This is a genomic window from Oceanisphaera profunda (assembly GCF_002157895.1).
Classification (GTDB): domain Bacteria; phylum Pseudomonadota; class Gammaproteobacteria; order Enterobacterales; family Aeromonadaceae; genus Oceanimonas; species Oceanimonas profunda.
On sequence record NZ_CP021377.1, the window covers coordinates 646,378 to 666,717 of the forward strand.

The following is a 20,340-nucleotide window of genomic DNA, read 5'->3' on the forward strand; positions in this document are numbered from 1 at the left end:
TTCTGACATTTGTAGGCGAACGCTTGCTCTCGCATTACGCTAGATGTTAGTGCAGACGCTATTTCTTAGCCGTCTTCCTGATGAAAATCAGGATCTCTGTTTATATCTTTAACGCATAAAAACGAGATCCTGAAACAAGTTCAGGATGACGACCAAGGTGCCTCTCGTGACAAAGCAGCGTGGCCAAGAAAGTTTTGTGTTTAATTATCTTTGAACAAGCGGTGCCTTACTTCTTACCGCTTCAGCCAAGCGCCCTTCGGGTAGCTCGAAACCGAAGTGTAGGTAGGCGCGCGGCGTGGCCATGCGGCCGCGGGGGGTGCGTTGTAAGAAACCTTGTTGGATCAAAAACGGCTCTATCACATCTTCTATGGTTTCTTTTTCTTCGCCAATAGCAGCCGCGAGGTTATCTAGCCCCACAGGCCCGCCCATAAATTTATCTAACAGTGCCATCAACAGCTTGCGGTCCATGTAGTCAAAGCCTTGCTTGTCTACATCCAGCATGTCTAGCGCCTGGGCGGCGATATCGGCGTTAATCTCGCCACTGCCTTTTACTTCGGCAAAGTCACGCACTCGGCGTAACAAACGGTTAGCGATACGCGGCGTACCACGAGCACGACGGGCCATTTCATAGGCGCCCTCGTCATCAATCACCAAACCTAATTTATTGGCGCTACGGCTAACGATGTGCGCCAAGTCCGCTACTTGATAAAACTCCAGCCGTTGTACTATGCCAAAGCGATCCCGCAGCGGCGAAGTTAAAGAACCGGCACGGGTAGTGGCGCCCACCAGCGTAAATGGCGGCAATTCCAGCTTAATGGAGCGTGCGGCTGGGCCCTCGCCTATCATGATATCCAGCTGATAATCTTCCATCGCCGGATACAAGATTTCTTCCACCACTGGGCTTAAGCGGTGAATTTCATCGATAAACAGCACGTCGCCCGCTTCAAGATTGGTTAGCATGGCCGCCAAGTCACCGGCTTTTTCCAGCACAGGGCCAGACGTCGTCTTAATGCTCACGCCCATCTCTAACGCCACGATATTGGCCAAGGTGGTTTTACCTAAGCCGGGTGGCCCGAAAATCAACAGGTGATCCAGCGCCTCTTCACGGCGGCGCGCCGCTTCGATAAAGATCTCCATTTGGCTGCGCACATGATCTTGGCCGCGATATTCCGCCAGTGATCGCGGGCGAATCGCGCGATCGATCACTTCCTCTTCATGAGGTACCGGTGCGGGATCAATAAAACGGTCTGCTTCAATCATGCTTATACCTGAGTAGTTATGCCTGAGAACGCAAGGCTTCGCGGATCAGCTGCTCAACGTCAAGGCCGGGCTTGGCGACTTTGGTGATCATGGCTTCAGCGGCGGCAGGCTTATAACCCAGCGCTTGCAGCGCGGCAATGGCTTCATTCTTGGCACCATCAATGTGGCCGGCTTGCGTTACTGCATCGGGAGCGGGATTAAACAGATCGTAGCCACCGAAGTTTTTCAGTCGGTCACGCATTTCCACAATCAAACGCTCAGCGGTTTTCTTACCCACGCCCGGCAATTTCACCAAGGCTTTAATATCACCTTGATCAATATGATAAATAAATTGCTCTGCCGTCATGCCAGACATAATGCCCAGCGCCAGCTTAGGGCCTACACCGTTGGTTTTAATCAGTTCACGAAACAAGGCGCGTTCGGTTTTGGTATTAAAGCCAAACAATAACTGTGCATCTTCACGCACCACAAAATGCGTAAGCACAGTGGCGGGCTCACCCACATTGGGCAAGTCATAAAAACAGCTCATGGGTAACGTCACTTCATAACCCACGCCATTGATCTCTAATAAGATCTCCGGCGCCTGTTTTTCACTGATAATCCCTTTTAACCGACCAATCACACCCGTCTCCTAACACCCACGCAAGGGCATAAGAATAATAAATTACTGGATGAATATCCAGTAATACAAAAACAGCGCCGAGCGCTCGGCATCAAGTGCCTAGCTAAAGAAAGACTCCGCTCTTTGCCGTCTTCCTGAACTCGACCGTATCTCGGTTTTATATTATTAAAAGCGAGACCCTGACTTTCGTCAGGATGACGGCTTAACCACAAACACCCTTCTCTGTTTAGCTGGGTGCTAGGCGCCGGGCGCTCGGCGCTGTCGTTAACGCATCCTGCCGCGCACTGTGCCGCGTACTTGGCCGGCCATGCTGATCAAACTTTGGTAAGTGTGGCCGTGACACAGCGCCACCGCCAAGCCATCGGCGGCATCTTCTTGGGGCGTGCCGGGTAGGTTTAATAACCGCACTACCATATGCTGCACTTGGGCTTTATCGGCGCCCCCCTGCCCTACGACCGCCTGCTTAATTTGCCGCGCCGAATATTCGGCCACGGCTAATCCCGCATTGGCGGCGGCGACTATGGCTGCACCACGGGCTTGGCCTAACTTAAGTGCTGAGTCAGGGTTTTTTGCCATAAACACCTGCTCGATGGCAAATAAGTCCGGTTGAAACTGTAGGATAATTTCGCTGACGCCGTCGTAAATCTTTTTTAAGCGGGGTGCCAGCTCGGTGTCGGTCATGCGAATGCAGCCCGAACCAAGGTAAGTCATCTTATTACCCACTTGGCGAACCACGCCGTAGCCGGTAATGCGCGAGCCTGGGTCTATGCCCAATATAATGGCCATGAGTAACAGCTGTAAGCCGTAAGCTGTCAGCTAGAAGCTAAAAACCAGCAATGAAAAGAGAGAGCCAACACTAGAGATGTTCCAGCTTAGGCTCTCCGCTTAACATTTCCGGCTTCTAGCTTGAGGCTTCAAGCCCTAGGCTTAGAGCAATGCCGCCAGTTCGTCGGAGATGTCGGCGTTGTGATACACCTCTTGTACGTCATCCGCGTCTTCTAGCATGTCAATCAGCTTCATAAATTTCGGCGCCGTATCTTCATCAAGCTCGGCACTGGTAGAGGGGATCATGGTCACTTCTGCGTTAACCGCTTCCAGCCCTGCTGTATCCAGCGCGTCTTTCACTTGGCCAAACTCTTCCCACTGGGTGTACACATCAATGGAGCCATCGTCATGCACTTCTACATCATCGGCACCGGCTTCAAGGGCTGCATCCATCACGGTTTCTTCATCGAGACCTTGATAGCTGATCACGCCTTTTTTCTCAAACAAATAGGCCACTGAACCGTCGGTACCTAAGTTGCCGCCATTTTTAGAAAATGCGTGGCGCACTTCTGCTACCGTACGGTTACGGTTGTCGGTCATGCATTCCACCATCACCGCCGTGCCTGCAGGGCCGTAGCCTTCATAAATCACGGTTTCTAATGCGGCACCATCCAACTCACCGGCACCACGTTTAACGGCACGGTCTACCGTATCCCGGGTCATATTATTAGACAGCGCCTTGTCCACCGCCGCGCGTAAGCGTGGGTTAGTGGCGATGTCTGAGCCGCCCTCACGGGCCGCTGTAGTTAATTCGCGAATTAATTTGGTGAAGATTTTACCGCGCTGGGCATCTTTTGCCGCCTTGCGGTGCTTGATATTGGACCATTTGCTATGACCTGCCATCAGTGTTCTCTCCCTTTTTATTCAGAACTAAAAGTTATTCTTAACTAAGAGTTATTCTGAGCTTGGATCAGCCTGTCGATGGCTAATTTATTGGTCCATGAACTGGCTTGTTCACGGGCCTCGGCAAAAGGCAACCAGCACTGAGCTTGATGCTCAGTGAGTGCCGCCTCTGCAGTCTTCGACAGACGAAAGTAAAATTCGTATTCCCAATTATGAGTCACACCCGGGCGGTATCTGTGCCGCCAGCGGGGATAAATCTCAAAGCGCACTCGACGCCCCGTTTCAATTAGCTCGGCGCCCGCACCCAGTTGTAAACCGGTTTCTTCCAGCAATTCTCGCTCAGCTGCTTGCCAGCGGGTTTCACCCACATCCAAGCTGCCGGTCACCGATTGCCAAAAGTCCGGATTATCCAAGCGTTGCAACAGCAACACTTGGGTGTCGGTGTGGATCAACACCAATACCGACTCTGGGTGCTTATAAGCCATGCTTAGTTGCCAGCCTGTTCGGTTTTCTCAGCCTTGTCCGCTTGCTCATTCTTAGGTGCTTTGACGGGTATCTCGGTGCGGATCGCCAACTCTAATAACGAATCGGGATTAGCCAAGCTAGGCGCATCGGTCAACAAGCAAGAGGCGGTGGTGGTTTTCGGGAAGGCAATCACATCGCGAATATTGTCGGTGCCGGTTAACAACATCACTAAGCGATCCAGACCAAAGGCCAAACCCGCATGCGGCGGCGTGCCGTACTTTAATGCTTCCAGCAAGAAGCCAAACTTCTCTTGCTGCTCGTCGGCGTTAATACCCAATAAGCGGAACACAGTTTGCTGCATCTCACTGTGGTGAATACGCACCGAGCCACCGCCCACTTCGTAGCCGTTAATGACCATATCATAGGCATTGGCCAGCGCAGTTAACGGCGCGGCTTGCAGCTGTTCGGCGGTTAAATCTTTGGCAGCAGTAAAGGGGTGATGCATGGCGTAAAGACGATCATCACCGGCTTCTTGTTCAAACATCGGGAAATCCACCACCCACAGTGGGCGCCAGCCATCTTCAAACAAGTCTAAATCTTTGCCCAGCTTCAAGCGCAGTGCACCGATGGCATCGCTCACTACCTTGGCAGAGTCGGCACCAAAGAAGATAGCATCGCCGTCCGTCGCACCAGTGCGCGCCAGCAGCTCGGTCACTATCTCTTCATTTAAGAATTTAGCCACCGGAGACTGTACGCCTGCCAAGCCTTTGGCGGCTTCGTTCACTTTCATCCACGCCAAGCCTTTAGCACCGTAGATACCGACAAACTTGCCGTATTCATCAATTTGCTTGCGTGATAATGCCGCACCACCCGGTACGCGCAAAGCTGCTACGCGGCCGTTAGCATCGTTGGCTGGCCCCGCGAACACTTGGAAGTCCACGTCTTTTACCAAGTCGGCAATATCGACTAATTCGGTGGCAATACGCAAGTCTGGCTTATCGGAGCCAAAACGACGCATGGCTTCCGCATAGGTCATGATGGGGAAGGTGCCTAAGTCCACGTCAATCACATCTTTCCATAATTCGGTGACCAACTGCTCCATAATTTCGCGCACTTGCTCGGCGCTCATAAAAGAGGTTTCAACATCGATCTGGGTAAATTCTGGCTGACGGTCGGCACGCAAGTCTTCATCACGAAAGCACTTTACGATTTGGTAGTAACGGTCAAAGCCGCTCATCATCAGCAACTGTTTAAACAGCTGTGGCGACTGAGGCAGCGCATAGAAGTGGCCTTTGTGTACTCGGCTTGGCACTAAGTAGTCACGCGCACCTTCTGGAGTAGCCTTGGTCAACATAGGGGTTTCTATATCTAAGAAACCTTGGTCATCCATAAAGCGGCGCACGCGGCTGGTCACCTTGGCTCGCGTCTTTAAATACATGGCCTGCTCAGGGCGGCGTAAGTCTAAGTAGCGATATTTAAGACGCTGCTCTTCTGAGTTATTTTGGTTAAAATCCAGCGGCAAGGCTTCGGCTTTATTGATGATGGTCAGCTCATGGGCAAATATTTCTACTGCACCGGTGGCCATGTCTTTGTTGACTTGCGACTCGGGGCGGGCACGCACTATGCCTTTCATTTGAATACAAAACTCGGCACGCAAGGTCGACGCCAAGTCGTAAGCTTCGGCTTTATCTGGGTCGAAAAACACCTGCACCAAGCCTTCGCGGTCACGCATATCGATAAAAATCAAACCGCCTAAGTCACGACGACGATTTACCCAGCCGCTAAGAGTCACGCTCTGACCGACCAGAGCTGCGTCAACTTGCCCGCAATAATGAGTGCGCATGGAGTCTTCCTATTGTGTTGTGGTGCGAAATTTGGCCGCACCGCATGAATTTGTTATTGAATAGCGCGCTAGTATAAGGGAAAGCAGCGAGCTTGGTAAAATCATAAAGGGTAGCGCCGAGCAACCAGCGCCAAGCGCCCAGCTAAAGAGGGACACTTAGTCACGAATTAAACACATAAAACTGATCTTTCGGGAGCTGTCAGCTTTAAACTATTGGTTCAAGACAAACACTAAAATCTAGAGCCAGAGCTGTTTTTGCAACGGAAGAACGCGGAACGCACGGAAAAATAAAGATAAGTTCGGAAAAGGCCAAAGCTTTAGGGGTAAGACCTTAACCATTAAATATCTTATAAGTCGTTTTCAGATTTGATCACTATTTTTCCGTGGATTCCGTGGCAGAGAAATCTTTAGTCACTTTGTTGAGCTCGGCGCTTGGCGTTCGCGGCCAGCTCTTCCTCATCACCCTTTACACTTCACTCTTAACCGGATTTATTCAGACCTGCTCTCTATTTTTCTGTGGGTTTCGCGACTCTCGTAACAAAGAAGCGTTGCCAATAGGTTTTAGTCACTAAGACCTAAAACGAGATCCTGAAGCGAGTTCAGGATGACGGCATAAAGACTAAGAACAGTGCTTAGCGCTTGGCGCTGCTTGAGCTCTTCCCCTTCACCCTTTACTGGGTTTATTCAGATTTGATCACTATTTTTCCGTGTCCTTCAGTGGATTCCGTTGCACAAACAGTCTTGGTGTTGGTTTATCTCTTAGCTTGGCGCTGTTGTAAATGCCCTAAGCCGCGCTGATAAAACTGCCACGACACTAAACCTGCAGCCACGTTACCCAGTAATACCCCTATATATAAGCCGCTCATGCCGGCTAAGGTGGCGCCCAACCAAAGCGCCGGCAAGTAGCAGGCAAACAAACGTAATACGGAAATCCATACCGCCCGCATCGGCATGCCCAGCGCGTTACACACTGACACCATTAGCATGCACACACCCAGTGCCGCATAACTGATGGGCACCCACAACATATAGCTCAGTAAATAACGCTCGGTGTCAGCGTCGGGGGCCAGTGCGGGGGCAATCAGCCCACGGCTGGCCAGCCAAAATAAGGCGATAAGGATTTGTAGACCGATAACAAAACGTACTGCAACCAGTACTAGGTTATGTACGCGATCCAGTTGTTGGGAGCCCAGTAAACGTCCCACCATTGGCGGCAGCGCCATGGTTAGCGCCAGCACAATCACAATGGAAAACAATTCTAAGCGGCTGCCGAGCGTCCAGGCCGCAATGGCCGAGCCCCCAAAGCCGGCGATTAAGCGAATGGCCAGTAACGCCGCCAAACCAGGCATCAATTGGCTGAGCATGGCAGGGGCGCTGGTGTTAAAAATATCACGCAGCGCCGGAGCTAGCGGTAATTGACTGGGTTTAAAATCCAGCCAATGGCGCTTTAATATTCGGGAATACATAATGGCCGAGCCCACTGTACAGGCAACAATGGTGGCATAAGCGGCACCGGGCAAGCCCCAGCCGAAGGTAAAAATAAACAGCGGATCCAGCAGGATATTAAGAATGCTAGTAACCACCATCATTAAGCCCGGTAAACGCATATCGCCATTGGCCCGCGCAACACTGCTAGCAAAGTATAAAAAAGCGCCCAACCAAGCACTGGCCAGCCAGGGTAGCCAATAGCCTTCGGTATAGGGCAGCAGCTCCGCACTGGCACCCAAGGCGGTGAGTAGCGGAATGCGCAGCAGCCAAATGAAGGCACATAATAGCAAGGTCACACAACAACCCGTCAGCACCACCAAGCCGCCTATATGCTTGGCGCGCCCTGATTTTCCCGCACCAATGGCACGAGAAATAAGTGCGGTGGAGGCGATACCAATGCCAATTTGTACGCCGATTAATACTTGCTGTATCGGCAGCGTAAAGCCCAAGGCCGCCAGTTCTTGCAGCCCTAACATACTGATAAAGACACTGTCGGCCAGCTGAAAACTCATTAACGCCACCACGCCAAACAGCATCGGCCAGGTCATGCTAAATAAGGCACGCGGCAGTGATTGATCGGCTAAGTATTTTTTGGGCTTAGGCTGACTAGGGGGTGATAACGGGGCTGAGGGCTGACTGGGTGACATGGTGTTATTCAAGGCTGCTGCAGGCTGTAAAATGGCGGCCAATGATAGCACTCATCGGGTGTTTATGTGATGCTCTTGAGTTACAGCGCCGAGCGCCCAGCACCAAGCGCCGAGCTAAGGATGAACCAATGACAGTCCCTTATTTTTGCCACGTAACGCACAGCAACGCACGGAATCAGTTCACGGGGGACAAGTGAACAGAGCTTATTTATTAATGGTAAGAGCTAAGATCAGGGCTTGGTATTTTTAGTGTTAGTTGTTGTTAATCTTTAGCTTGGTGCTTGGCGCCGGGCGCTCGGCGCTTTTGTAAGGATCTTTATGTCGTCGTTATATATTGGTTTGAGTCAGTGGTCGCATCCGGCTTGGCCGGGCCAACTGCTGAGTAAGAACCTGAAAAGTACCGAGCATTTATTGGATTACGCCCAAGTGTTTAATTCCGTGGAAGGCAATACCAGCTTTTATGGGGTGCCAGATACCCATAGCTTGGTGCGCTGGGCCAGCCAAACGCCGGATGATTTTCGCTTTACCTTTAAATTTCCCGCCACCGTGAGTCATCAAGGGCAGTTGATCGACAATGTGCCGGTCGCTTTGTCGTTTATTGAGCAGTTAGCGCCGCTGCGCGATAAGCTCGGCATGCTAATGCTGCAATTGCCTGCCGCTTGTGGGCCTGAACAGCTCAATGGCCTTGCCCACTTATTAAACGCCCTGCCTCAAGATCTGCAATACGGCGTTGAGGTTAGGCATCCGGCATTTTTTGCTAAGGGTGAAGCCGAGCGCATGCTCAATCGTTTATTACTCGAATATAATGCCAATCGCATTATTATGGACTCACGCCCCGTGTTCTCTTGCCCACCGACGACACCGGCATTAGCCGACGCCCAGCAAAAGAAGCCCCAAGTACCGGTGCATATTATTAGTACGGGGCAAGCTCCGGTGATCCGCTTTATTGGTCATCCACAGCCCGATTATAATCACCGTTTTTGGCAAGCCTGGCTGCCACGCATTCAAGGCTGGTTAACTGAGGGCAAGTCGGTGTATTTATTTGTGCACACCGCCGATAATCAGTTGGCGCCCATATTGGCGGCAGAGATTGCCGCAGCACTGCACCATCCCCTGCCCGACTTTCCGGGACTCGCCCCAAGCCCACAGGGGCAATTGTTTTAGTTTGTGTGAGGCGTGAAGCGTGAGGAGTGAGGAGTGAGGTGAAAAATAAAGCGCCTAGCGCCTAGCGCAAGAAAAACACCGCCCTTGGCAGTCTTCCTGAACTTGTTTCAGGATCTCGCTTTTATGTTTAACACCTAAAACTTAAAACGAGATCCTGATGTGCATCAGGAAGACGGCTTAAGGGATAGCGCAGTGCTCTTTGTTATGAACAGTTAATTAGTTTGTCGCCTGCAGTTGCTTCTTTTACAATGGCGCCCATTGTGTCAGCTAAGTGCTGGCGTACAACACAGGTTATTATTCGTTAGTTATGCAAGCAAAAGATCACATCTTCGCCGCCCCTATCGCCGAGCTTGGCGACTTTAACTTCGACCAAAAAGTGGCCGAGGTTTTTCCCGACATGATTAAGCGCTCGGTGCCGGGTTATTCCAATATTATTGCCGCCATCGGCATGATGACCGCCCGCTTCGCCCAGCCACACACCCAGCTGTATGACTTAGGGTGTTCGCTCGGTGCGGCTACTCAAGAAATGCGCCGTAATTTGTCCCAACCTGGCTGCACCATAGTGGCGGTAGATAATTCACCGGCTATGTTGGAGCGCGCCGCCAGTCATTTGGCGTCCTTTAAATCTGATGCTGTGGTAGAACTGACCGAAGCGGACATTTGCGAGATAGCCATTGAGAACGCATCTATCGTGGTGTTGAACTTTACGCTGCAATTTATCGATCCAGATAAGCGCAAAGCCTTATTAAGTCGCATTTATCAGGGCTTGAACCCGGGCGGCGTGCTTATTTTAAGTGAAAAATTTATCAGCGCTAATCACACTGTGAACGAGCTATTGATTGATTTGCACCACGACTTTAAACGCGCCAATGGCTATAGCGAGCTAGAAGTCAGTCAAAAGCGCACCGCATTAGAAAACGTCTTGCGCCCAGACACTCCAGAGCAACATAAAGCCAGATTGGCCGAGGTTGGCTTTAGCCATGTGGATATGTGGTTTCAGTGTTTTAACTTTGGCTCTATGGTTGCCATTAAATAACGGGTTGCGATTAAGTAATAGCTCGCCATTAAATAATAGATTGCCATTAAGTATCGGGTCGCAATTAAGTATTAGGTTTTTATTAAATGATTGATTTTAGTAGTTTTTACCAGCAGATTGCCAAATGTCGGCTACAGCACTGGCTGCATTGCTTGCCGGCGCAATTGCATACTTGGCAAAAAAGTAATCTGCATGGCGATCTGGCCCGCTGGGTGCGCGCGCTGCATAAACTGCCGCATATCGACACAGACCGCATAGAATTAACTGATAGCGTCAGCATCGGACGCCCCGGCGAGATAAGCTTAGGCGAACAAAAAAAGATCAACAGCCTGTTAGAGCAGTTTCATCCGTGGCGTAAAGGCCCGTTTGAAATTCACGGCGTGCACATAGATACCGAATGGCGTTCCGATTGGAAATGGGATCGGGTATTGCCGCACATTAGCCCGCTTAAACATCGCTATGTGCTAGATGTAGGCTGTGGTAGCGGTTATCACTTATGGCGCATGCGCGGTGCCGGCGCCAAGATGGCGGTAGGTATAGATCCTTCAGCGCTGTTTTTATGCCAGTTTGAAGCCGTTAAGCATTTCACCAATGACTACCAAGGCATTCAAGTATTGCCGTTAGGCATTGAAGAACTGCCAGAGCTGCGGGCTTTCGATACTGTGTTTTCTATGGGCGTGCTTTATCACAGACGCTCACCTATCGAGCATTTACTGCAATTAAAAGCGCAGTTGTGCGATGGCGGAGAATTAGTGTTGGAAACGCTCGTCATTGACGGAGACGCCAACCAAGTGCTGGTGCCGGGCGAGCGTTACGCAAAAATGCGTAATGTCTGGTTTATTCCCAGCTCCGCTGCCCTAGTGGGATGGTTAGAAAAGTGTGGATTTGAAAATATCCGGGTGGTGGATGAAAGTACCACCAGCCTAGACGAACAAAGACGCACCGAATGGATGCGTAACGAATCACTTGCGGACTTTTTAGATCCAACGGACGCAAGTAAAACCATAGAGGGTTACCCGGCACCACTTCGGACGATTATTATCGCCAATAAACCGGTTGACCCACAAAACCATCAACAAGAGGCACAATATGACTAAAGTTGCGACATCACTGATCCTCCCCTTGTTGCTAACCGCTTGTGTTAGCCAGACGTCACCGATGGACGCGCTGCCCCAGCCTCAACCTATAACCGAGCCTGAGCTCAGTGCTAGTCTGTCCGGTCTAGAAACCCGACTGCTGGGCACTATGTCAGAGCAAAATCAGCAACTGAGCAGTAATCACCATGCTTTTATGGCGGCATTGCAACAGGATATTAGAAACTTGAAAAAGCAGATCAATCGCCCCGTGATCGCACCGCAACCGGTCGCGACACCCACCAAAATCACTGAAGTAACGAAAAACGAAACCACAGACGGCAAACTGGTGGTCGGGGAAACCGAACAAGTGTGGTTAGACATAGTTAACGACAGCTTCGCCGCCCGTATCGATACCGGTGCCACCACCTCATCGTTAAGTGCGCAAGACATTACGGTGTTCGAGCGCGATGGCAAACCTTGGGTTAGCTTTAACATGGCTCACGAAGGCGTGGATGAAAAGCTGCAGGTCGAAACCCGCTTAGTGCGTTATGTGCGTATTCGCCAAGCTTCTGCCGAAGACATAGAGCGTCGCCCTGTGGTCGAGCTCACCATGCGCTTGGGTCGTTTGGCGGAAAAAACCGAATTTACCCTAACCGACCGTAGCCAGATGACTTATTCAGTGCTGCTGGGCCGTGAGTTTTTAAAAGACATCGCCGTGGTTGATATTGCCCGTCAAAACGTCCAAGGCAAGCCTAAGCGCCCCACTCCTGCTACAAGCGAGTAAGTAAATGTATTCTCGTAAACCCTTTTATATCATTGTGGCCGCGCTGTTTTTGATCGGCTTTGCGTTAATGTTACAGCGCCACTTCGTTTATGAAGTGCCTTGGTTGCCGGGCGAAAAACGCCAAATTTGGTCCATTGAAGCCAAGGTCGAATTTGAAGCCAAAGGCAAACCGGTGAAAGCCTCATTGGCCATTCCCGGAAGTCAGCCCGGCTTTACCCTGATGAACGAGTCAGCGGCCTCGCCTGGCTACGGCTTAGCGTTTGTTGAAGCCAAAGGCGGTAGCCGTGCCGAGTGGAGCATTCGCAATGCGTCTGGCCCCCAAGAGCTGTACTACAAAGTAGACATGATGCACGACCCGTTTGCCAAGGCGCCTTTGTCTACCGAGATACCGCGCATTGCCCAAACTGAAGTGCCGGAGCCCTACGCCACGGCCATGGATCAGGTGCTCACTCAAGCCAAAGAGCGCTCCGCAGACGGCTTAACACTGGCCCGCGAGCTGCTGAAAGAGCTAAAGAACAGCAGTCAAAATGCCGAGTTATTGGCGCAATATCAGTCGCCGGCTCCCTTGCTTATTGAAATGCTGCACAGAGCCGCCGTGCCCGCCCGTCTGTTACAAGGCTTGCAGTTAGAAGATGGCCGCCGCCGCCAGCCACTCGTTAACCTAGTACAGGTCTATGAGGGCAAGGAGTACGAGATTTTTAATCCGGACACCGGCGAGCAAGGTAATCAAGAACAGCTGTTGATGTGGGAATACCATTCCTCTCCGGTGCTGGATTTAGTGGGCGGCAGCAATTCCCGCGTCACCTTTACCATGATCGAACAAGAGCAACCGGTGAATGTGGCGCTGGCGAAAAAATTTGATCAGCCACACTGGATTAACGTGTCGCTGTATAACTTACCGCTAGAAGAACAGGCACTATTTAAAGGCATCTTGCTGGTGCCAATTGGCGTGTTAGTGGTGGTGTTTTTACGCATTATTATTGGCATCAAAACCTCCGGTACTTTTATGCCGGTGTTGATCGCCATGGCCTTTATTCAAACCAGCTTGATTACCGGCTTGGTGGGTTTCTTAATCATAGTGGGCACTGGCTTAATTTTGCGCTCTTACCTGTCGCACTTAAACTTGCTACTGGTGGCGCGAATATCGGCGGTGATCATCATGGTAATCGGCATTATTGGCTTCTTTAGCATTATTGCCTATCAACTCGGCTTAACCGAGGGCATGAAGATCACCTTCTTCCCGATGATTATCTTGGCTTGGACCATAGAGCGCATGTCGATTCTGTGGGAAGAAGAAGGCCCTAAAGAAGTGGTGAAGCAAGGCGGTGGTTCCTTGATGGTGGCAGTAGTGGCGTTTTTGGCCATGAACAGCGAAGTGGTGCGCCACATCACCTTTAACTTCTTGGGCCTGCAGCTGATCGTTATGGCGGTGGTACTGCTGTTAGGTAACTACACCGGTTACCGTCTAACCGAGCTTAAGCGCTTTAAGCCTTTGGTAGACGAATACAATACCGATAGTAAAGCCGATAATAAAATCGAAGATAAAAAGCATGATTAAACGCTGGTTAGCACAATACGCATCTCCGTTTGCGCTGGGCGACATGGGCATTATGGGCATGAACCAGCGTAATATTTCTTATATCAGCCGTTATAATCCGCGTCGTTTATACCCGCTGGTGGACGATAAGCTGGAAACCAAACGCATCGCGCTAGATGCAGGCGTAACGGTGCCGGACTTGATTGGCGTAATTGAGTTTCAGCATCAGGTCTCAAGCCTGCTCGATAAAATCAAAGACTGGCCGGGCTTTTGTATTAAGCCCGCCAAAGGCTCGGGCGGTAAAGGCATAGTGGTGATCGTCAGCCAAGACGGCCAAAGCTTCCTTAAGCCCAGTGGCAAAGCAGAGAGCATCAACGATTTAGAGCGCCATGTGTCTAACATCTTGGCTGGCCTGTTTTCCTTAGGCGGCAAGCCCGATGTGGCGTTAATCGAAGCGCTTATCAACTTTGATGATGTGTTTGACGGCTTCTCTTATGAAGGCGTACCCGACACCCGCGTCATCGTGTTTAAGGGCTTTCCGGTGATGGCCATGATGCGCTTGTCTACCGAAGCCTCTGACGGCAAAGCTAACTTGCACCAAGGTGCGGTGGGCGTGGGGCTGGACATTAACAGCGGCCGCGCAATTCGCGCCGTGCAGCATAACCTGCCGATTCGTTACCATCCGGATACCGGTCGTGACTTGCTGGAGCTTAAGGTACCCAACTGGGAGCTAATCTTGAGCTTATCTTCCTCTTGCTACGAGATGTCGGGTTTAGGCTATATTGGCACCGACATGGTATTGGATAAGTTTAAAGGCCCCATGTTGCTGGAGCTAAACGCCCGCCCAGGGCTGGCCATTCAAACTGCCAATGGCGCCGGCTTAGTGCCGAGGCTTCGCAAAGTAGAGAAGCTCGGCCGCTACGCGACTTTTAGCCCAGAAGAACGAGTGCGCTTTTCACGCCGCGAATTTGCCGCCGAAGTTCAGTTATCCATGAAAACCGAACCGCCGATGCCGGAATAAGGCTGAAAGCTAGAAAAATAAGACCCAGCCTCGGCTGGGTGTTTTTTAGTTCATCTACCGTAATCCCGGCTTACACAGAGATATTATTCAGGTTCTTAAGAACAAGATCTTCTCTGCAACGGAATCCACAGAATCCACGGAAAAATAGAGATTAAATCTGAAATACATATTATTAATAATACCAATCGTATTAATTATTTGGTCAGCCTGACAGCTAGATTTAATGTGATTGTTTTTTGTAGTGTGCCCACCTTGTTGGCAGGCAAAGAGTATCGGCACGGTTTGGGTTTTGTTCTTAACGGTTAAAACCATCCTGCTTCGCAGGACCACCGAAGTCATCTTCACTGAAGATACGGGTGGACTACAACACACGCTTTTTGTAGAAGCCCGCTTTAGTTAGCTACGCAATGGGGTTTTTATGTCGATCTTAAATAGAACGATTATTTAGTGCGTTTGGTATTACTTCGGATTATCAAAACTTAAACGAGATCCTGATGTACATCAGGATGACGGCTTAAGGACAGGCTACAGCGCACTTAACCGTCATACCGGTACGTCTTGCTGAACTTGATTCAGTATCAGCATGACATAGCCGCAGTATCTCGCCCTTCGCTTTCATACATAAAAAAGCACCGAGCCTTTTCAGGCTCGGTGCTTTTTATTTAGCTAGGCGCTTGGTGCTAGGCGCTCGGCGCTAGGCGCTGGTTTTAAATTCTCGTCTTTTGCTTTTGGCGCGGGTTACGAGCGCGGCTGGTGGGCTTTTTCTTCAGGCCGGTGCCAGTACTGGCACCTGCTCCGGCACCGGTGCCGCCGCTGTTAGTGCGGGAGTTGTGGCGGCGTACGGCCTTGCGGATTTGTGCCACTTGCTTGTAACGCTTAGGCGCATCCACATCGACTTTACTTTCCGACTCAGGCGTTAAGCCCACTTCGCTACGCAAGTAGTTTAATTGGTCTAATGGCATTTCTGACCAACCGCCACGGGGCAAGTTGCGCGGTAATTCGATTTTGCCATAGCGGACGCGGATCAAGCGGCTTACCTGCATCTCTTGGGATTCCCACAAGCGGCGCACTTCGCGGTTACGACCTTCTTTTAGCGTGACATGAAACCAGTTGTTCATGCCTTCGCCACCGCTGTACTTAAGGGTGTCGAATTTGCCCATGCCATCTTCCAGCATGACGCCTTTACGCAAACGCTGCAGCATGGCTTCATCCACTTCACCAAATACGCGCACCGCATATTCGCGGTCTATTTCATGGCGTGGGTGCATCAGGCGGTTCGCTAATTCACCGTCTGTGGTAAACAGCAACAAACCTGAGGTGTTCACATCCAAACGGCCTACTGATATCCAACGCGCACCCTGCAATTTTGGTAGGCGATCAAATACCGTTGGCCGGCCTTCTGGATCTTTACGGGTGCTCATCTCGCCTTCTGGCTTGTGATACATCAATACGCGGCACAATACATCTGCTTCGGCTTGAGTTTCTACCTGATGGCCGTCTAAGCGAATTTGCTCTTTGCCCGTGACGCGGTCACCTAAGGTGGCCACTTTACCATCGACACTCACTCGTCCTTGGCTGATCAGCGCTTCAATTTCACGGCGTGAGCCTTTACCGGCTCGCGCTAGCACTTTTTGTAATTTTTCAGTCATGTTGTTCACTTTTACCAAAGAACTTATTCAAAAGGAGTGGTGTCGCCGGCGCCAACGCGGGCAATCACAGGGGTATCATCGTAAAGCTCAATCACGGTAGTCGGCTTAGGATCCAGCACGCCACCATCGATGATCAAATCCACCAGCTTTTCGAGCTGCTCACGGATCAGCTGCGGATCGTATTCCGCCTCTGTCTCATTGGGCATAATCAAACTACCGGACATTAACGGCTCGCCCAGCGCTTCTAATAACGCCAAGGTAATGGGGTTATTCGGTACCCTCAGGCCAATGGTTTTACGCTTAGGATTTTGCAGACGCTTAGGCACTTCTTTAGTGGCGCGCAAAATAAAGGTATAAGCACCTGGAGTATTATTTTTCATCAATCTAAAAGCACCGTTATCCACTCGCGCGTAAAACGACAGCTCGGATAAATCTCGGCACACTAGAGTGAAGTTGTGATCTTTTTCTAGCTTACGGATGCGGCAAATGCGCTCCATAGCGTTTTTGTCACCCACCAAGCAGCCAATGGCATAGCCAGAGTCGGTGGGATAGACCAAAACACCCCCTTGGCGAATAATAGCCACCGCTTGATTGATCAAGCGTGGCTGGGGGCTTTCGGGGTGCAGTTCAAAATACTGACTCATGATTCCTCCCGGAATGATTTAAATAAAACGCGTCCACACTGGGGTCGCTTCTTTGGGCAACCATAATTGGCGCCCCAGTTCACGCCACGGGCTGGGAAAATGAAAATCCGACCCCACTGACGCTGCTAAATTGTATTCTTTGCTCCACTCGCCCAAGGTGGCTCGCTCTTGAGGGCTTTGCTGCCCCATGGACACTTCCATGGCATCACCACCGGCCTCAGCAAAGGCGACAATCATTTTTCTCACCCACTTGTTCGACAAGTCATAACGGGTGGGATGCGCCAATACCGCCACGCCGCCCGCTTGCTGAATGGCGCTAATGGCCGCTTCAAGCGAGCACCAATTAGGCGGCGCATAGCCGGTGTTGCCGCGGCTAATAAATTTCTTGAACACCTTAGGTATAGACTCAGCCGCGCCCTGACTCAACAACCATTTCGCCATATGGGTGCGGGTAATGGGTGCGTCACCGGCCAAAGCACGCGCGCCTTCATAGGCACCCGGAAAATTAGCTTTCTCTAAGCGCTCGGCCATTAAGTGGGCTCGTTGCTCGCGCCTAACTTGCTGCTCGGCCAACAAGTCATTCAGGCCTTCGTGGTCGAGCGCAATATTAAGCCCCACCACGTGGACCTCGAGCGCTTGCCATAAACAGGATATTTCTACGCCGTTAATTAAGCGCACGCCATGTTTGTCTGCCGCCACTGCCGCCTCGGCTAATCCGCCTAGAGTGTCGTGGTCGGTCAGCGCTAATATATCCACCTCTTTTTCGGCGGCACGCGCCATCAGCTCGGTGGGTGTTAATTGACCATCAGAAGCGGTGGAATGACTGTGCAAATCGATGCGTATTAAAATAATCCTGTCCTCAGGGTTGACTTGGCACCCCTAATATCGTTTAACTGTATACAGTTTCAGTTCAACGAGCAGAGCGTCATGCTTTTTCAAGACTTAGTTCAGCAACACTCCACACTCCCTAGTGCTATCCAAGATAGTTCTAGCCAAGGCATTACTTGGTGGTGGCACACTCCTTAATTGCGGGTGTGATTTGCTGTCTTCGTCTCAAAGTCTCAGCGAACATAAAAGCCCGCCCCAGTGCGGGCTTTTTTATTATCCAGCAAAAGGTGGCGCGATGAAACCAAAGCAGCGTAATTTTTGGCGATGGCAACCCCAATCGAGACTAACTCCAATCGCAACGGCATTCGTCACCATCATAGACGAAGACATTGCTAGCCAGGTGATCAGGCAAATCCCTGATGACCGAGATTAACAAATAAGGAATATCCCATGGCGCATGGTTCGCTCCACGTCTTACTGCAAGATGCACCCTATACCGATGATCCGCTGGCGTTATTTGCCGCCCTAACTCAAGCTGGCGACAACAGCATGCTACTGGAGTCGGCAGAAATTGATACCAAAGCCGGCACTCAAAGCCTGTTAATGCTGGATGCGTGTGTACGCCTCGTTTGCCAAGGCCGCACCGTTACGCTAACCGCCTTAAATGCCAATGGCTTACCGGCATTAGACTTAGTTGAGCAAGCACTCGGCGGCGAACGTGCTGCAAAGTCTGCTTCTCTGCAGCAGCTCACGGTCACCTTCCCCCAAGCGGACGACACCCTAGACGAAGACAATCGCTTAAAAGCGCCGTCGGTGCTGGAAACCTTGCGGCTGATCTTAACACGTTTTAGTGCAAATCTTGGCCAACAACATGTATTTATGGCCGGCACTTTCGCCTATGACCTCATTGCCTCTTTCGAGCAGTTAGAGGGGGTGCCTGAGGGCATTAACGCTTGTCCTGATTTTTGCTTTTATCTCGCCGAAACGCTGATCACTCTGGATCATAAACAAGACAGCGCCCAGTTAACGGCCTGTGTGTTTGACCCAGCCGAACAAGACCGATTGCAAGCACGCCTTGATGCGCTCGCTATCAGTTGCGGCCAAACTCATCCGCAACCCACGGCGGACACCCAATTGCAGGGTAAAATTCAAGTCAGCAAGAGCGACGCAGAATTTAAAGCAGATGTGATTAATCTTAAAGAGCACATAAAGATCGGCAATATTTTTCAAGTGGTGCCTTCACGCAGCTTTAGCCTGCCCTGCCCACGCCCGTTGGCTGCCTATCGTAAGCTTAAGCAGACCAACCCCAGCCCGTATCTTTTTTATGTGAACGACCAAGACTTCACCCTATTTGGCGCCAGTCCTGAAAGCTCGGTCAAATTTGATCATGCTAGCCGCATGGTAGAAATGTATCCCATTGCCGGCACCCGCAAGCGCGGCCTCAATAAAGACGGCAGCATTAATCTCGACTTAGACGGTCGTATCGAATTAGAGCTGCGCCAAGACGCCAAAGAAACCGCCGAGCACCTGATGCTGGTGGACTTAGCCCGCAACGACATTGCGCGCATTAGCGAGCCCGGCAGCCGCTACGTGAAAGACTTATTAAGTGTGGATCGCTACAGCCACGTCATGCACTTGGTGTCTCGCGTAGTCGGTACGCTGCGCCATGACTTAGATGCACTGCACGGTTATCAGGCTTGCATGAACATGGGTACGCTCACCGGTGCACCCAAAATTCGCGCCAGCGCGCTTATCCGCGAAGTAGAACAGCAACGTCGTGGTAGCTACGGCGGTGCCGTGGGGTATGTAAACGGCAATGGCGATATGGATACCTGCATCGTTATTCGCTCGGCCTTTGTTAGTAACGGCGTGGCCCATGTGCAAGCCGGTGCCGGTGTGGTCTATGACTCAGACCCGCAAGCCGAAGCCGATGAAACGCGCAGCAAAGCAGCGGCAGTACTCAACGCCATCGCACTGGCCCACGGCAGCACACTGGCGGAGGTGAGCCATGACTAATACCGTTTTCTTACTCGATAACTACGACTCTTTTACCTATAACTTAGTCGACCAATTTCGCAGCCTCGGCAGTAACGTTAAGGTCTATCGCAACACGGTACCGGTGGCGCAATTAATGGCCGCCATGGAAGCCAGTGAGCAGCAAAATGAGCGTCCGATCTTGGTATTATCGCCAGGCCCAGGCGTGCCCAGTGCGGCCGGCAATATGCCAGCCCTGATCACTACCTGCATCGGCCGTTTCCCTATCTTGGGTATTTGCTTAGGCCATCAAGCATTGGTCGAGCACTACGGCGGCGTGGTAGAAAGTGCCGGTGAAATTAAGCACGGCAAAAGCTCGCTTATTACGCACAACGGCCAAGGGGTATTTGCCAATTTATCTAACCCCTTGCCCGTGGCCCGTTATCACTCATTAGTGGGTACGCACATTCCCAGCGCTTTGCCGGTGATTGCCGATTACCAAGGCATGACCATGGCAGTACAAGATACCGCCAAGCGAGTGCTGGGCTTTCAGTTTCATCCCGAGTCCATTATGACCACAGAAGGCGAGCAACTGCTGGCCCAGAGTTTGGCCTTTTTAAGCGCGCCAGAAGGC

Annotated in this window: 17 protein-coding genes and 1 pseudogene; 8 read left to right on the plus strand and 10 right to left on the minus strand. The window is 51.2% G+C overall.

Annotated features, from left to right (window positions below; all coding sequences use genetic code 11):
* Window positions 1–204 precede the first annotated feature (204 nt).
* The 7 genes from ruvB to CBP31_RS02925 form a co-directional block, all read right to left on the minus strand.
* Entirely contained in the window at window positions 205–1,260 is a 1,056-nt protein-coding gene (ruvB, locus tag CBP31_RS02895) for a Holliday junction branch migration DNA helicase RuvB (protein ID WP_087034786.1), read from the minus strand.
* Between the two features lie 16 nt (window positions 1,261–1,276).
* Window positions 1,277–1,882: a Holliday junction branch migration protein RuvA gene (gene ruvA / locus CBP31_RS02900; RefSeq protein ID WP_087034787.1), complete on the minus strand. Its 606-nt coding sequence runs from the start codon at window positions 1,880–1,882 to the stop codon at window positions 1,277–1,279.
* Window positions 1,883–2,146: 264 nt separating this feature from the next.
* On the minus strand, window positions 2,147–2,668 hold the full coding sequence (gene ruvC, locus CBP31_RS02905; protein ID WP_087034788.1) for a crossover junction endodeoxyribonuclease RuvC: 522 nt from the start codon (window positions 2,666–2,668) through the stop codon (window positions 2,147–2,149).
* A 141-nt stretch (window positions 2,669–2,809) separates the two neighbouring features.
* Window positions 2,810–3,550: a YebC/PmpR family DNA-binding transcriptional regulator gene (locus tag CBP31_RS02910; RefSeq protein WP_087034789.1), complete on the minus strand. Its 741-nt coding sequence runs from the start codon at window positions 3,548–3,550 to the stop codon at window positions 2,810–2,812.
* A gap of 44 nt (window positions 3,551–3,594) precedes the next feature.
* Window positions 3,595–4,035, minus strand: a complete 441-nt coding sequence (nudB, locus tag CBP31_RS02915; RefSeq protein WP_087034790.1) for a dihydroneopterin triphosphate diphosphatase — start codon at window positions 4,033–4,035, stop codon at window positions 3,595–3,597.
* Between the two features lie 2 nt (window positions 4,036–4,037).
* Window positions 4,038–5,858, minus strand: coding sequence for an aspartate--tRNA ligase (gene aspS / locus CBP31_RS02920; protein WP_087034791.1), 1,821 nt, complete (start codon window positions 5,856–5,858; stop codon window positions 4,038–4,040).
* 752 nt (window positions 5,859–6,610) lie between these two features.
* Window positions 6,611–8,035, minus strand: a complete 1,425-nt coding sequence (locus CBP31_RS02925; RefSeq protein WP_227875115.1) for an MATE family efflux transporter — start codon at window positions 8,033–8,035, stop codon at window positions 6,611–6,613.
* 276 nt (window positions 8,036–8,311) lie between these two features.
* Between CBP31_RS02925 and CBP31_RS02930 the strand changes: the two genes are divergently transcribed.
* The 6 genes from CBP31_RS02930 to CBP31_RS02955 all read left to right on the plus strand — a co-directional run bounded on the left by CBP31_RS02930 (window position 8,312) and on the right by CBP31_RS02955 (window position 14,611).
* Entirely contained in the window at window positions 8,312–9,157 is an 846-nt protein-coding gene (locus CBP31_RS02930; RefSeq protein ID WP_087034792.1) for a DUF72 domain-containing protein, read from the plus strand.
* A 307-nt stretch (window positions 9,158–9,464) separates the two neighbouring features.
* A complete protein-coding gene (cmoA, locus tag CBP31_RS02935) occupies window positions 9,465–10,193 on the plus strand; it encodes a carboxy-S-adenosyl-L-methionine synthase CmoA (protein ID WP_087034793.1) in 729 nt (242 codons plus the stop codon).
* 86 nt (window positions 10,194–10,279) lie between these two features.
* Entirely contained in the window at window positions 10,280–11,290 is a 1,011-nt protein-coding gene (cmoB, locus tag CBP31_RS02940) for a tRNA 5-methoxyuridine(34)/uridine 5-oxyacetic acid(34) synthase CmoB (protein WP_087034794.1), read from the plus strand.
* Entirely contained in the window at window positions 11,283–12,053 is a 771-nt protein-coding gene (locus CBP31_RS02945; protein ID WP_087034795.1) for an ATP-dependent zinc protease family protein, read from the plus strand. Before cmoB ends, CBP31_RS02945 begins: the two co-directional genes overlap by 8 nt.
* A gap of 4 nt (window positions 12,054–12,057) precedes the next feature.
* Window positions 12,058–13,611, plus strand: coding sequence for an inactive transglutaminase family protein (locus tag CBP31_RS02950; RefSeq protein ID WP_087034796.1), 1,554 nt, complete (start codon window positions 12,058–12,060; stop codon window positions 13,609–13,611).
* The gene (locus CBP31_RS02955) at window positions 13,604–14,611 is read left to right on the plus strand and encodes an alpha-L-glutamate ligase-like protein (RefSeq protein ID WP_087034797.1); all 1,008 of its coding nucleotides are present in this window, start codon (window positions 13,604–13,606) and stop codon (window positions 14,609–14,611) included. The genes CBP31_RS02950 and CBP31_RS02955 overlap by 8 nt, the downstream gene beginning before the upstream one ends.
* Window positions 14,612–15,318: 707 nt before the next feature.
* On the opposite strand, the gene rluB is transcribed toward CBP31_RS02955, so the two are convergent.
* The 3 genes from rluB to rnm are packed head-to-tail and all read right to left on the minus strand — an operon-like array spanning window position 15,319 to window position 17,747.
* Entirely contained in the window at window positions 15,319–16,260 is a 942-nt protein-coding gene (gene rluB, locus CBP31_RS02965; protein WP_087034799.1) for a 23S rRNA pseudouridine(2605) synthase RluB, read from the minus strand.
* 23 nt (window positions 16,261–16,283) lie between these two features.
* Window positions 16,284–16,904, minus strand: a complete 621-nt coding sequence (locus CBP31_RS02970) for an L-threonylcarbamoyladenylate synthase (protein WP_087034800.1) — start codon at window positions 16,902–16,904, stop codon at window positions 16,284–16,286.
* Between the two features lie 18 nt (window positions 16,905–16,922).
* Window positions 16,923–17,747 carry an RNase RNM gene (gene rnm, locus CBP31_RS02975; RefSeq protein ID WP_087034801.1) on the minus strand — a complete coding sequence of 275 codons (825 nt, stop codon included), beginning with the start codon at window positions 17,745–17,747 and terminating at the stop codon, window positions 16,923–16,925.
* Window positions 17,748–18,182: 435 nt separating this feature from the next.
* Here rnm and CBP31_RS02980 point away from each other — a divergent pair, with 435 nt between their 5' ends.
* Window positions 18,183–19,748 carry an anthranilate synthase component 1 gene (locus CBP31_RS02980; RefSeq protein ID WP_087034802.1) on the plus strand — a complete coding sequence of 522 codons (1,566 nt, stop codon included), beginning with the start codon at window positions 18,183–18,185 and terminating at the stop codon, window positions 19,746–19,748.
* Window positions 19,741–20,337 (plus strand): annotated as a pseudogene (locus CBP31_RS15660) (aminodeoxychorismate/anthranilate synthase component II); the annotation flags it as partial. The gene CBP31_RS02980 and the pseudogene CBP31_RS15660, both read left to right, overlap by 8 nt.
* Window positions 20,338–20,340: the final 3 nt, after the last annotated feature.

What these genes read in the sequence shown, in the direction of transcription:
- CBP31_RS02955 (WP_087034797.1), top strand. Translation starts at nt 13,604, where the DNA reads ATGATTAAACGCTGGTTAGCACAATACGCATCTCCGTTTGCGCTGGGC.
- ruvC (WP_087034788.1), bottom strand. Translation starts at nt 2,668, where the DNA reads ATGGCCATTATATTGGGCATAGACCCAGGCTCGCGCATTACCGGCTAC.
- aspS (WP_087034791.1), bottom strand. Translation starts at nt 5,858, where the DNA reads ATGCGCACTCATTATTGCGGGCAAGTTGACGCAGCTCTGGTCGGTCAG.
- rluB (WP_087034799.1), bottom strand. Translation starts at nt 16,260, where the DNA reads ATGACTGAAAAATTACAAAAAGTGCTAGCGCGAGCCGGTAAAGGCTCA.
- ruvB (WP_087034786.1), bottom strand. Translation starts at nt 1,260, where the DNA reads ATGATTGAAGCAGACCGTTTTATTGATCCCGCACCGGTACCTCATGAA.
- cmoB (WP_087034794.1), top strand. Translation starts at nt 10,280, where the DNA reads ATGATTGATTTTAGTAGTTTTTACCAGCAGATTGCCAAATGTCGGCTA.
- CBP31_RS02970 (WP_087034800.1), bottom strand. Translation starts at nt 16,904, where the DNA reads ATGAGTCAGTATTTTGAACTGCACCCCGAAAGCCCCCAGCCACGCTTG.
- CBP31_RS02910 (WP_087034789.1), bottom strand. Translation starts at nt 3,550, where the DNA reads ATGGCAGGTCATAGCAAATGGTCCAATATCAAGCACCGCAAGGCGGCA.
- CBP31_RS02930 (WP_087034792.1), top strand. Translation starts at nt 8,312, where the DNA reads ATGTCGTCGTTATATATTGGTTTGAGTCAGTGGTCGCATCCGGCTTGG.
- nudB (WP_087034790.1), bottom strand. Translation starts at nt 4,035, where the DNA reads ATGGCTTATAAGCACCCAGAGTCGGTATTGGTGTTGATCCACACCGAC.
- cmoA (WP_087034793.1), top strand. Translation starts at nt 9,465, where the DNA reads ATGCAAGCAAAAGATCACATCTTCGCCGCCCCTATCGCCGAGCTTGGC.
- CBP31_RS02980 (WP_087034802.1), top strand. Translation starts at nt 18,183, where the DNA reads ATGGCGCATGGTTCGCTCCACGTCTTACTGCAAGATGCACCCTATACC.
- CBP31_RS02950 (WP_087034796.1), top strand. Translation starts at nt 12,058, where the DNA reads ATGTATTCTCGTAAACCCTTTTATATCATTGTGGCCGCGCTGTTTTTG.
- CBP31_RS02945 (WP_087034795.1), top strand. Translation starts at nt 11,283, where the DNA reads ATGACTAAAGTTGCGACATCACTGATCCTCCCCTTGTTGCTAACCGCT.